Origin of the sequence: Bacillus cereus group sp. BceL062, assembly GCF_051780025.1 — a bacterium.
GTDB classification, from domain to species: domain Bacteria; phylum Bacillota; class Bacilli; order Bacillales; family Bacillaceae_G; genus Bacillus_A; species Bacillus_A toyonensis.
The window spans coordinates 120,793-134,727 of sequence record NZ_JBPWGY010000013.1 but is presented as its reverse complement, the minus strand read 5'-3'; the positions used below and the strand labels follow the sequence as shown (position 1 = coordinate 134,727).

The window sequence follows — 13,935 nt, the reverse complement described above, 5'->3', positions numbered from 1 at the left end:
ATTAAGAGAGGAGTAAAACATATGGAGTTATTTTCAGCGTTGGCGTCGGGTTCATACCCGACCATGCTTTATACAGTTTATGCAGAACAGACAAGTCGTTCTGCAAATTCAGTTACATATAGCTTTACATGTTGGGCTAGGTTAGATAACCAAACTTACGATTATTTTAACGCACTTGTTTATCCTAAGATTAATATAGGTGGTACTACTGCTTCTTTTTCTGCTTTAGGTAAATTCCCAAAAGGGGCAGGAGCTAAATTTAGCACAATCAGCGTAACTGTATCTGGAATATCAGCGGCAACATCTAGCTTGTCATACACATTCTCAGCAACGTCACAACTTGGTGGAACATCAAGTAGTACAACAGGTTATGTCGGAGGTAAATCAGGAACCGTACCTGTTTCCGTTTATGCTACGACTCCCTCATTAGGTGGCTCAGTTACCATTAGGGATGGTTCAACAGTGGTTTCTTCTTATTATAGAGAAAATCTTGGGACAGGCTCCTTTAATATTAGCTGGCCAAGCGCATCAGGGGCAAATGGAACTCTTGTTTATGAACTAAAAAGAAGTATTAATGGTCAAAACTGGACCATCGTAAATAGTGCCATAAGTGGTACGTCTATTAATGATGCTCCAGGAGCAGGTGCAAACTCGGTTCGATATGCTGTGCTGGCAAAGAACCGTGTAGGAACAGACGAAATGATGTCTGGGTTTATTTACTCTCCAACAGTAAATAAAAATGAATTAAAATCACCGTCATTAACTTCTAGTGCTAATGTTACTTACAATACAAGAACCTTTGTTGTAACACTTGGAGCTGCTTCTGACAATTTGGGTTCTTCAATAAGTTACACCATTAGTGGGATATCAAGTAAATACACAACTATTAATGGAACTACTAGTGTTTCTCCAGGGAACATTACAATCAATGCAAACAATGGTACGGGCGGTACTTATATGACGCTAGACAATCTAAAGGCCGCAGCACTAAATGGGGCTGCCCATTCAGATACTAACCCCTACAAAGGAACCATTGATTTACAGGTAACTGCTACAAATGGTAAAGGTTCATCCAGAACTGAAACAGTAGCTATTCCACTTGATTTAGGAATAGACGCTCCTGTAAATGGAACTCCTAGTGTATCTATAGCAGCCACTTCTTACTACTCAATAAATTCAGTAAACTATATCTTCCCTGAATATAAACCACTTTCACTTTCGATTGCCGGCTCAATTAAGGACATGCTTGGCCGAAATTGTAGCTATGACATAATAATGGAAGAAGGAGAAGCATTATGGGTTCTTAAAAATACAGGTATTGTTACTGCCGCAACTACAGCAACTCTCAACCACACTGAAGTCGGTTTATTAACTAGTAAGAAAAATGTTTCCTTCTTTATAGAAGCTAAAACAATAGGTAACGCATCGAAACTTTCTGCAAAAACCCAAAAAGTAGATCTTCACTACTACAAAAAACCAAGTGTTACTTCAAGTGACTTATCTCGTATAGTCGGTAAAGCAACCTTCAAAGTTAGTATTACTCCTAACACCTCATTAGCAGGAGCTACAAACACTTCAACAATGCCATCAGGATATACAAAAGGAACTTCAACTATAGCTTCCGGAACAGAATCTTATACAGTAACGAGTAGTACGACTCTTGCGGATTCGTATACTGCGACAATTTCTGTTGTAGTTCGTGATTCAATCGGTTATATATTAAGTGGTTCGAATGACGTTACCCTAAAAGTTACTATTCCTACATTTACACCTGCATTATCTATTCGCGAACGAGGAGTAGGGATTAATGGTTTTGCAGGAACTACCGAAAAACTTTATGTTGGTGGTAATGTGAAACTTACTGGTAACTTAATTGTCGGTGGAATAATCGACATGGGTAATACGAATATCGAAAACGTAAACCACATTACAATCACTGATCCAGGTGGTGGAGAAGGATTAGAATGGAAAGATCCTACAAACAACTGGAAGATTGTAGTTGCTCCAGACAACCTTGCAAATTCAACAGGTGACTTGCAGTTCGCGCGAAATGGTGCAAGAAGAGCAACGGTAAGAGCCAATGGTGAGGTTGCATCAGTAGGTGGTTTTGCTACAAGCAACCCTGGTAATACTGCAGCAACAATTTCATTAAACTTCCTTAACAATATCGCAAGACTTCGTACTGGCGGAACAGGTGCTGGTGCAGATAATGGGCTTGAAATACATGGAACAGGTGATGTTGTTAGATGGAAAGTAGACGGCGCTGGTAACGTATCAAACTATGGAGACCTAAGAATATACAACGGTAAGCAGATTCAATTTATGAATAGCTCAGGTATGGCAATGGACGGATACGGGAACATAAAACCTAGGGATCCTGCAAGTCATGGATCGACTGCAAACTGGTGGGTTTCAGATGTGAATGGTACCCAAGTAATCAGGGTTAACACGGGTAGTGCAGGTGGTTATGCAGAAATCATAAGTAGACCATTCACGCAGGTTACAGCATTCACAAATGGATGGGCTCAGTATGGTGGATTCGGAGGAGTTGCCTATACAAAAGATGCAGCAGGATTTGTTGTACTGCAAGGATTGTTAAGAGGTAATAGCGGTACGAGCGGGTCTGCATTCCAATTACCTGCTGGATTTAGACCAAACACAACACTTATTTTTAATGCTATTAATGGTGTTAATGGTAGTTCTCGTCTTGACATAAATGCAGATGGAACCGTTGTGATGCAAGGTGGCGCTCCTGATTTCTGTTCTTTAAATGGAGTTAGGTTCCTAGCTAGACAATAAAGGAGGTTTGTTATGGAAAGTTTAGAAAATATTGAAGTCGTAGGTGAGGTAGGAATTACAAAAGAACCTATTATAGAAGAACCTGTTAATAATTTTCCGTTTACTCCTATAAATGTAGGATTACCATGTTGGGAAGTAGATGAGGAAGGTTATGTGATTGAGCACTACTTAATGTCAGAGGACAAAATAGAAAAAGCTTTATCTGAAGGACGAAGAATTATTAAGTTTTGCTGGAAAGAAAGTTATTACAAACCCCGATTTGATGAAACTTTAAATGAGTGGGTTGAGGGTGCAGATATGGAAGTTGTTTTAAAAGATGTTAAGGCAGTTAAATTCAATCAACTAAATGATGCATGCAATAAAGATATCTTAGGCTACTTTAATGCTTCTATTGGTTCAGAGACATATACATTCTCTTTTGATACAGAAGCACAGTCTAATTTCATTGGTAGCTTAGCATTATTTAATGAAGGTCTTATGACAGAAGTTGAGTGGACTGCATGGAAAGGTGATACACCCCATAGAGTTACTTTAAATAGAGAGCAGTTTATGAGTGTTGCATTTGTAGCGTACCAAGAAAAGGATGCGAAAATATCTAAACTAAGAAATGTACTTCAGCCACGAATAGAGGCATGTACAACTATTGAAGAAGTAAATGCTATTCAGTGGGACGAAAAACCAACACAACTAGCTTGATATTTTAATAAGTAGTCCTTATGATTTGTTCAGAAAATAATATGTTCCAAATATTCAATAGGAGGAAAGACAAAATGAATCAACAAGGTAATACAACAAATTTAGATGTAAATCTACTAATAAAAGAATATGAATCAACAATTACTACGTTAATCAGTGAAAATGTTAAATACAAAACACTTCTAAAACAAAAAGCTATCGAAGAACAGCAGCTTCAGGAAGAAATGATGCGACATGCAGCCCCCCCTGCGCCACCTGCGGTTCCGACAAAAGAAATAGTAGAAGCTGAAGTCGTAGCATAACAATAACTTATATATTGACTGGTCATATACGAATGGTTACGTTCATGAGGGAGCATTAGCTCCCTCTTATTATATTTTGGAGGTGTTTCTGAATGACACAGCTACGAATCCGAATTCGTTCTATTACAACAGACGAAAAATCCCCCTGGGTTTATATTCAAGAAGAGACCAGAAAGGAAACTCCAAAAGCAAATGCATTCCAAGTGAAAGCGGAACCTGTTATGAAACGAACGACTAAGACAAATCAATATGGACATTTTCATTACAGCGAAATGCAATATGGAAGTATTGAATCAATTTTAGCTTCTGCTTTAGAGATAAGTAAATCTCCTATGAGAATAAGAAACGAAAAAGGAGAATGGATTTATATTCAACAAACAACCATCGATAGTGCTTGTCCTGTTATTCGGATACGAAATCGATATAGTGAACAGGCAGGTCCTTGGGTTTATATCCAACATAAGGAGGTGTAGATATGGAATATTTGAATAATTATTTATCTGTTCTACCTAATTATGATCGTAAAGAAGTAGAGCAGCTATTACAAGAAAATATGGATTTGTTTGATGTAAAAGTCATAACAAAAGAAGAGTTCGAAGCACTTATTCAACAACTTGCAAATAGAAAAGAAAAGGTTACGACTCTTACGACAACGGGTGAAAAAGTCGATGCCGAACATTTTAACCAAATTCACTCGAATGTAGCTCTGGATTTAAAGAGACTTTATAACTCACATCTTATTATTGAGAAAGTAATTGCGAATTACGACAGAATTCTTCGAGGAACATTAGATGATGTAAAAAGAGAAGTGGACTCACTTTCTACTCGTGTTGAGGAATTAAACCTCAAAGCAAAAGGAGAAGATGGTTTAGTCGTAAAGACATACGGTTTTGAAGAAAAAGAAAAGAGTTTGTACATGGAAACAGATCATGATCAATATGCACATTTATTCTTAGATCGCGACGGTAAATCTTTACAAAGCGCATCATTGAATCGTAGTTTTCATCAACACTATTTATCACTACCTATCAGAGAAGTGGAGAACACAATGCAAAATTCAAATGGGGCGACAACTGCAAAGATTGAAGTTATGTATCAAGCACCAAATAGCATTTCAGATAAAAACCATCCATTGGAACATGCAATAGATGATTCACTTGAAACGTATTGGGCGCAAGCAGTTAAAACGAATGCACCTGCTTATACGGAAATAAAAAAACTATAGAAAGGAGGAAAGAGAATGCCTACTCCCATTTATATTGAACAACATTATTCATTATCCGTATCTGAATTTGAAGGACTATGGGAAATGACATTTATGCACCCATACAATCGACAAGAGCATTTTAGTATCTATCTAGTTGATCCTAATAGTGATTATGAACATGCTGAGCTTGATGATCGCCCGATTGTAGAAGCTGGACCAAGATTAACGGAAGTATTAAAACGATTACTTTATAAAATCGAATACTATCCTTATTCTTGGGACTTCGCTGGAAAGAAAATTGTTTCATATGGGTATGATTTTGAAACAGACTTTACAGGTACTAGTTTGACCTATATTGATTTAACGGAAATCGCCCTTAAAGAAGTAAATGAGTTTTATAATTTCTTCTCTGCGTTAGAAACAGATGTAGTAGATGAAACAGAAAAAGTCAGCGGAAAAGGTGTTATGGCCAAGCTAAAAATCACGTTAGACAAGCCTAAAACCGTAAATCATTTGTTCATTGATTTCTTTACAGAGTATCCAATCGAGTTACTTTCATTGATGTATCAAGTTGACCAAAATGAAGAATCGACTACTTACGAAATTCCTCTTTCAAGAGCAGTTCAAACAAATGGATCGATCTATCTTCATTTCTCTCCTGTATTTGCAAAGACATTCTATTTAATCATTAAACAAGAGTCTTATACATTACTAGACCAATCAAAGAAGGAAGAAGAAGTAATGAAAGCAGAGTTATGGGATCAAGCTTCAACAAGAAGCCAATCTATTTATGAGTCTGCAGTTGGAGAATATGTAGGCCAATTATTTTCTTCTAAATCTGGTATTCAGCTGCATCAAGAAATCTTAGATAGTTACCAATACATTAATGTAAGTCACTCATCTATTTCATCGGGCCCTATGAATTTATACCGTAGTGATTTTGAACAAGCGAAAAGATCTTTAGATAGCCAACAACGATAAAAAGGAGGATTTAGATGGTTAACAGTTTTGAAAGTGCAAGTAAACCAAAAACAACTTTACTACAAAGTCAAAGTACTACAAGTAGCACAACACCTGGACCGCTTCCTCCAATCGTAGAAGGAATTGGTTCAAGTAATCGTACAAATAGTTCAACAGAATATGTTTACCAGTATGGAATAAAGAACCTTCAATTAAATCATTCTTTGTATGAACAAGCTGGAATTTTTGTTACAAAACCAATTGAAGTAGAGGGGAATATTGTAGAGGTTTCATTATCTACCTTTGAAGACCATCCGCTGTTTAATGAGCTAAATGGGATGGCAACAAATCGAGTCACTTCTATTGAATACTACATCTCATTAGAAGAAAATCCTTCACTTAATGATTGGGTTTCAATCCTTCCTGAAGGTACAATGAATGTGAAGTGTGAAAAGCTATTCTTCCGTGGCTCAAGTGCGGGACTTCGATTCCATGCAGACATTAGTGATGAAGATAATACAAGAGTATACCGCAATAATATTTTAATGAATAGGAGTGACTGGTACTTTACAGAAAGAGGAGCTGCTATTCAGTTGGCTGTGCCTCATGATAATAGTTCAATTTACACTATTGATTATGTACCAAACGCAAACTTATTTGACCCTTGGACAGTTAAGGTAGGAGATCGATTTTCTAAAAGGGTTCGTAAAGTGGAGTCTTTCCCAAATGGAACTGATTATAACAATACAATTAAGCTGTCTAAGTATCCATATGTTGATTATAAACAAGTGAACAGTGAAGAGAGTTATGATCCGAATACAAGTGATTACAGACCAATTGATGTATTTCTAACGAATGGTTCAATTGTAGTAGAAGGGGGAAAGACACAAAAAGAGTTCTTCCCAATCTCTTATTCAAGCAAAAATGAATTTACAACAAAAAACCGTACAGATTATAAAGCTAACAAAGATGTGTTTTTAAATAAGTATAGCATTGTTCCGGATTCTGTTTACAATACATTTGAGTATAAGCAAGAGAAGAATAAACTCATTTTCACAGAAAGCTTTAATCGATCGGATCTTTATTATAATGAAGCAACAAATCATGGTAATGCTACAGTGGTTGTACACTACGATTACTTAGTGACAAATTTTCGATTAAAAGTTATTTTGCGTAAAAACGTTGGTGATGAACTAGTAGTAACGCCAATGGTCGATAGTTACCAATTAAAATTTAAAGTCATGAAGTAGGGAGGTGCAAGAATGAATGCCCCTGTTATTGAATCTAAAATATTAGAGAAACAAAGAGAATATCTTTTGGAGCAAGCGAAAATACGATTAAATAGTTCTGCTACAAAAGAAGAAGTATCTCAATTAGCAGATGAAATCTTTTACCGGTATCAATCTTGTATAGGTAAGCCTTTATTCCAGGCACGTAAAGTTGTGTATGGAGAACTACCTTTTCTTGAGGATTACTATGATAACAACAAGGAAATGGAGAAAGACTTAGGTATTTTATTTTCAGAACTAAATACCATTGCTACATACCTGGTAGATTATTTTAATTATTCTCAGAGTGAGAAAGATAGAATCTTATCTATCGTGCGCAGTATTAATGGGGTCGTATCAGACCTTCAAATGTTAACTGAAGAAACAACCCCTAACACGGTTTATTTAAAAGAATCGTTTACGAATTACGATAATATGGATCCTGCTTTAACTCCAGTAGAGAACAGAAGCATGATTCATACACAAGAAGGCGTATTAACGCTGCGTCGTACAAATGCTTTAAATAGAAGCATAGGAAGTACAGTTCGAGCTATTCAAGGTAATGGAATTGCAGGAACTTATTTTCTATCTCGTAAAGTTCAATCAGATTCAGATTTCGAAAATTACCAGTATGTTTCTTCTCAAATTAAGAATGATGATTCGAAAGCATTAATCGACGGAAACCCGGATACTGTATTTGAATATGAAATGGTAAACATCCCAGAAAGTTATAAGAAACAATCATTCTATTACGACGTTGAATGGGCAAAGGGAAAGGAACATGGTGACTTACTACGTGTAAAGATTGTTGTTCAATTACCTAAGAACGAGACAATCAACTGGATTAATTTAAATCCTTATCATGCTGCAGGTAGCCCAGGTACAGTGAATGTATATTCTATTCGAACATCTAATGACGGTATTGAATACCAAGGTCTTTTCGAAAAAGACCAATTTGTATTAAACCAAGAAATCAATAAAACACCTCAAAGCTATCGAGCCGAGGATTTATTTGATGGTAGTGAAAACTTTGCTAAAACAAAATTTTCTGGCCAAGGTGTTTGGAGCTTCCCATCAAGAGAAGCAAAATATATTGAATTCGTACTAGAACAACCAAATTCTTATAAAGAATTATTAGGACAAGAAGCATTCTATAGAAGAAAAAAAGATTCTACTTCATTTACACGTATTCGCAAACAGGAGGTGCCAAGTAATATTGTTGATGAAAAATACGGCATCCATACTATTAATAGCGACTATGAGATTAAAAAGGTATTAGAAGCTGTTGAAGGTTGGCGTTACGCTATAGGAGTTCGAGACATCGACATTATGAGTTTCGAATTCGCTCAAACGAGTGAATATATTAGCAAACCATTTCTACTTGAAGATGGTATTAAGAAAGTACTTCTATATGCAAATGAAAAAGTTCCTGCTAGATACAAAGAGAAGGTAAGTGAATCCAATGATTGGATTCAATACTTTGTTTCTTTCGATGATATAGACTGGCATAGAATTTCCCCACAACATCAGCAACCAGTAAACGATAAGATCCCTGCAAAGGTGCTTTCAGTTAATGATAACGAATCTGATATTGAAAATGCGTTTGCTCTTTACAAACAAAACCTTCAATTAAAAGAACTTCCAAAGCAAGTAAGGTTAAAAATCATTATGAAGAGACCGGAGAAAACAACAGAAGATGAAATACCTCTTCTTCATACAACACCACTCGTTGAAGACTTCGCTTTAAAAATTCTTACCGAACAGAAAGGGGTGTAGGGGATGTCTATCAATATTCGTCAAAAACGTTTTACTGTAGCGGTAAACCAAATCCTTCAAGAAGAACTGAGAAAGGGAAATCTTCCTACATCCAAGGAATTCGCTTCTCGTTTAAATAAACTATTAAGAGATCAAGAATTAGGTGCTCCTGAGTATACATTTAAGCGTATTCGTAATGGTGAATTAGCTGAGTCTGATTTTTTTAATGAAGTTGTTGAAAGAATTCAAAAAGATTTGATGATTCTTTACGAAAATACAATTGCTGTTCATAACCAGCTAAAGGGAAAGTTTCATTGGTTTGAAGTAGAAAAGAATCGATTAGAGTATGAAGCTAGAAGATTAGAATCGGAATTAAAAGAGAAAATTTTGCTATATGGAAAGACAGGTTACTTAGCTAGTATCTTTGATACATTTGATGACTTATCTAAAATTGATTCAGAAGACAATGTATCTATCGATATAAAAAATCATCAAATCACACTTAAAAAACAGGAGAATACCTCATTTTTAATTAATCCAGCTAGTGAAATTAAGTTCGTTATGCCAAAGAGTTCTGTAAGTACATTTAAGAAGATTCCCATTTCAGGGAAGATTGAACAAGCATTAAATGTAAATACAAATGAAACGTTCCAAGAAGTATGGTTGTCTAAAATGGAAGGGCCAGCTGATGGATATATATATATCAAATTTAATGATAAACAGGTATTGAATCGAATTGATTTAAGCCTACATACAATTAAAAGTGCTACTGTGTATATTGAATTCACGCTAGATGAACTGAATTATTTCCACTTACCATATTATCCAGATGGTAAGCAGACGGGGAATAATGTATCTTTTTATTTCCCGACAACAGAAATGAAGAATATGCGAATTTGGATTCGCAAACAGGAAAGTGATAAAGAAATTGTCCATCCTGAAGGTTATTCATATCAGTACTTGTTTGGAGTTAAAAAAATTCAATTTTTCCAATTAAGTTATCCAGAAAGAGGAGAGGTTGTTACAAAATTTCTTACGCCAAAAACAGATGAGACATTCTCTATTGGGAAAGTATCATTGGTTACAGAAGAAGAGATTCCGGACGGTACGGATATCGAGTACTTTGTACGAGTAGATGATAGGGAAGAGAGCTGGAAACAGATTTCTCCTGTTAACAGGGATACTGCACAAGCACCTAACCTAATTGATTTTAAATATGTTGTTCATGCTAGTCCAACAAACTTGGGCATTCGAAAGAATATCGGTGGCCAAGAATCTGAGATTATTGAACTGCAAGCAAATGGAGTCGCATTCTACTCATTAGGTTCTATTGAGAAGCGTAAAATCGTTCCGCGAACAGAGCGTTTATATATGGGTAAGGATGCTTGGAGTGTTCAGAAGACAGTCGAGAATTTTGGTGAAACCCATATCCCTTCTCTCGATGATTGGAAGAAGCCATCAAATGATATCGTTCGAAATGTAATACCAATCCAGGAAGGGAATCGAGGACTGATTTTACAAGATGAACAATTCACACAACATACGCAACTGTATTATGGAATGGGTATTTTCTATGAAGGAAAAGAACAAGTGCTTTCTACAATCCCATCATCTACAGAACCGATTGCCATCTTCTTAAATGGAGAAAAGTTATTTGAAGGAATCCCTTCTTCTCAAACTAATGTAAACTACAAATTTAAACAGGGATGGAATGATCTAACTGTGTTGGTGTATGTACAGAATTTGAATAAGGACTGTACTATTGATTTAGGATTTGATCCGATTCGTGTAAGTACTCATTGTTATTCTTCAAGTCAGTTCCTGGAAAAGGTATCTGTATTCGACTTACGATATAACACAAAGAACAACGATTGGTCTAAGTATGCCCTTTATGAGAAAGATGGAAAGGTTTATATTGTGGTTAATCATTCACTACCGGGTGTAACATATGATTTTTACTATGACTATGTGGATGAAGTAGAGCACCGAAATATTCAATTAAAAATCGTTATGAAACAATTCTCAGTAGGGCAGTATACAACACCTGTATTACGCCGATATACATTACAATTTAGTTAGTGAAGAGTTATCAATGGGTAAAGAAATGCTAAGACATACTGTTACAAGTCTCAGAATAAAAATAGGTAAGTACTGTCCCAATTAGAAATGACAAAACGTATATGTTGGTAATTTACACAACTGTATTAAAGAAAAATACCTATCTAAAGCTTAAATAAATGAAAGGGATGGCAAAGAGATGAAAATAGAAAAGAAATATAAACCTTCTTTCCATAAAGCCAATGCTCGTTACCGTGGTGTTACTGAGCTTTCCCAATATACGAATTTTGTTCTTGAATCTGCCCATGACCTTTTATTATTAGGAAACATTACAGAAGGAAATGAAGCAATACATAAAGATGGACACAAAAAAGAAATGTACAATAATTTCATTTCTATCATGACAGGTGATCAGGAAGTAGGGAAGTCGAGTTTATTTACGGCTTCCACACTTCAAAAAATTGATTACTCACGAACAGTTCCTATTCCTGAATTAGATTGTTGGAGCCCTTTAAATGGCTGTACAAAAACAGCAGTGAGTGACGCAATTAAGCTCTCTTCAAATGGATTGCTAGATCCAGTAGGAATGTTTAGTACTCTTTATGTAGAACCAGGAGACAAGCTTTATATTCGAATGAAGGTAAGAAGTACAGGTGGTGCTTCAGACTTTTCCTTTGGTTCGAACAATGTGCGTATGGGACCAGATAAGAATGGTGACACAAGGAAGGTTCCTTTAGCGAAAAGTAATGAATTTATCACTATCGATTATGTGTTACGTTTCCAATATGCTGAATCGGTATCAATTAATATAAATGTTCATGAAAAACCGAAAGAGTTAAAGGCGGAAAATGTTGAAATAAAAGATCTTGAGATATATTACTTTAATGAAACACCAATTCAAGCTTCATCTATCGACATGGTTATTAAACCAAATGTTGATGAACTAGAAGAAAAAATTAATTCGATACGATAGGGAAGGTGAGTACATGCGCCCGATTACATTAAGAAATCCAAATCTAAACAAAGGGCCTAGCTCTTCTGAAGAGTTTAATAAACTACGTAATGACATCCAAACTGATATTACAAATTTGTTTGATATTGTTAATAGTCATGATGGCATAATCTCTGAAAATATGGATCATATTTTACGTGAAAATTACTTCTTACAAAACCGTCTAAAGAAGTTAGAAGGACGGGTGTATGAGCTAGAAAAGGATTACCAAAATAATAGTGAAGACGGAGAGAGTATCCTAACTCGGTCCTTCTATCATGCAAGCAATATTATTTCCTCAAATGCAAATAATCCCATTAATATAGATACACTTCACGGGATTGCTACCCCAGTTGTTGTTAGATCTCATGATAAGATTGCTTATAAGAATGACTTAGGAGAATACATATTGCCTAGCAACCTAGAAGTAAGTGTATTTGAGTCCTCAGATGTAGAGCCAATTGATGAAGAAACAAAACAACGCAAGTTCTATGCGGTAGATTCTAGTGGTATTACTAAAGCATTTGATGGAGATAAGAACTCATTCTGGGTTCGTCAATCTGAATCAAACGAAAACAAATGCGTAACAGAAGTGTATGGATTAATTCATGTGAAAATTCCACAAAATATTTCTAATAACATTTATACAAACACAATTACTATTCATCCATCTCCGGAGTACTCTATGAGTATTCTTGATATTCAATATAAGAATCAAAATGGAGAGTGGAGGCGTATTGAAACCTACCCAATTAAAAAGGTAAACAATACAGAAATTCCAGAAGAGATTGTTGAATCTGGTAAGTTAGTATTCTCATTCCCAAGAAGACAAGTAACAGAATTACAAATTAAAGTAAAACAACCTTACTGGTTTAAGCATGATAACAAACGAATTTTTATGTATGGATTCCAAGATATCGTTGTTGAATACCGTGAATATTCCCAAGATACTGCGGAATTCACAACAAAGTTCTCTTTAGAAGGGACAGATCGTCGTTTTACAAATGTAAACACTCCAAAGGTAACAGTACCCGTTGGATGTCCATCATTTAATGATTACACTGTAAAACATGAATTGTACTTTGATGAAGGACTAACGGAGAAGTTTGATTTTTCAACAGATATTTTCCAACCAATTCAAACTGTATATGTAAAAACACTTTTAAAAACAGCAGGGGATCAGGTACCAATCTTACGTGAGATTGAATTACCTTACCGACATGAAGAATTAGAAGTGCTTTAAAAAGAGAAGGGAGCATAACCAAAATGGTGTGCTCCCTTCTCTTTTAATTTATTAAACGGTTCATCATTTTCATCAACAAAACAAATTTGTGATTTTTCCAGACACCATCATAATACTTACATTCCCCAGAGATAAAAGGAGGGATATAATTACCGTGTTCTTGATTATATATTATTAGATAATTATTTATTTTATAAGTAAAATACTACAATCACTATCCCTGTAATTAACGCCGCTCCAAAAAAGCCTACTAACATTTTTCCATTATTACCATTAATAATTTCTTTTAGTTCTTCTTTTGCTTTTTGTTTATTTTCTCCACTTGAAAAGAGATAACTAATAAAATAGGTAATTACTAAGAATAATGATGCTATTATTTCTATCATTATTTATGTACCTCCGTAATTTAAAATATCTCATAAATTATACCAGCTAGAATACTCTAAAGTAAGAAAAATTTAATTATATATTATACTGTCCTTAAATTAAGTTTTAAATTATTACTAGAATAAGGATTTTTCCCTTTTATTCTTAACTACATGAATTGTAGCATCAATGCTTCAATAAGATTGTTTAGCATTTCAACAATATGTTTATTATTTTATTTAGTAAACGAAAAAGACAGCCTAAGATGGCTGTCTTTTTCGTTTAGGGAG

At 35.2% G+C, this 13,935-nt stretch carries 12 protein-coding genes; 11 read left to right on the top strand and 1 reads right to left on the bottom strand.

Annotated features, from left to right (window positions below; translation table 11 throughout):
* The first annotated feature begins 21 nt into the window (after positions 1-21).
* The 11 genes from ACS2MN_RS25395 (at position 22) to ACS2MN_RS25345 (ending at position 13,279) form a co-directional block, all read left to right on the top strand.
* A complete protein-coding gene (locus tag ACS2MN_RS25395) occupies positions 22-2,799 on the top strand; it encodes a hypothetical protein (protein ID WP_346994583.1) in 2,778 nt (925 codons plus the stop codon).
* Positions 2,800-2,811: 12 nt separating this feature from the next.
* Complete coding sequence (locus tag ACS2MN_RS25390) at positions 2,812-3,495, top strand: DUF4376 domain-containing protein (protein ID WP_346994582.1); 684 nt, start codon at positions 2,812-2,814, stop codon at positions 3,493-3,495.
* A gap of 74 nt (positions 3,496-3,569) precedes the next feature.
* On the top strand, positions 3,570-3,797 hold the full coding sequence (locus ACS2MN_RS25385; RefSeq protein ID WP_098000122.1) for a hypothetical protein: 228 nt from the start codon (positions 3,570-3,572) through the stop codon (positions 3,795-3,797).
* A 92-nt stretch (positions 3,798-3,889) separates the two neighbouring features.
* On the top strand, positions 3,890-4,270 hold the full coding sequence (locus ACS2MN_RS25380; RefSeq protein WP_346994581.1) for a hypothetical protein: 381 nt from the start codon (positions 3,890-3,892) through the stop codon (positions 4,268-4,270).
* Between the two features lie 2 nt (positions 4,271-4,272).
* Positions 4,273-5,022 carry a hypothetical protein gene (locus ACS2MN_RS25375; protein ID WP_000456148.1) on the top strand — a complete coding sequence of 250 codons (750 nt, stop codon included), beginning with the start codon at positions 4,273-4,275 and terminating at the stop codon, positions 5,020-5,022.
* Between the two features lie 15 nt (positions 5,023-5,037).
* Positions 5,038-5,985, top strand: a complete 948-nt coding sequence (locus ACS2MN_RS25370) for a hypothetical protein (RefSeq protein WP_346994580.1) — start codon at positions 5,038-5,040, stop codon at positions 5,983-5,985.
* Between the two features lie 14 nt (positions 5,986-5,999).
* Entirely contained in the window at positions 6,000-7,214 is a 1,215-nt protein-coding gene (locus ACS2MN_RS25365; protein WP_346994579.1) for a hypothetical protein, read from the top strand.
* Between the two features lie 12 nt (positions 7,215-7,226).
* Complete coding sequence (locus ACS2MN_RS25360) at positions 7,227-9,008, top strand: hypothetical protein (protein ID WP_346994578.1); 1,782 nt, start codon at positions 7,227-7,229, stop codon at positions 9,006-9,008.
* 3 nt (positions 9,009-9,011) lie between these two features.
* Entirely contained in the window at positions 9,012-11,066 is a 2,055-nt protein-coding gene (locus ACS2MN_RS25355) for a hypothetical protein (protein WP_346994577.1), read from the top strand.
* Between the two features lie 178 nt (positions 11,067-11,244).
* A complete protein-coding gene (locus tag ACS2MN_RS25350; protein ID WP_346994576.1) occupies positions 11,245-12,018 on the top strand; it encodes a hypothetical protein in 774 nt (257 codons plus the stop codon).
* A 13-nt stretch (positions 12,019-12,031) separates the two neighbouring features.
* Positions 12,032-13,279 (top strand): hypothetical protein, encoded by a 1,248-nt coding sequence (locus tag ACS2MN_RS25345; protein WP_198130836.1) that lies wholly within the window; start codon positions 12,032-12,034, stop codon positions 13,277-13,279.
* A gap of 191 nt (positions 13,280-13,470) precedes the next feature.
* On the opposite strand, the gene ACS2MN_RS25340 is transcribed toward ACS2MN_RS25345, so the two are convergent.
* Positions 13,471-13,665 carry a hypothetical protein gene (locus ACS2MN_RS25340; protein WP_198130837.1) on the bottom strand — a complete coding sequence of 65 codons (195 nt, stop codon included), beginning with the start codon at positions 13,663-13,665 and terminating at the stop codon, positions 13,471-13,473.
* Positions 13,666-13,935: the final 270 nt, after the last annotated feature.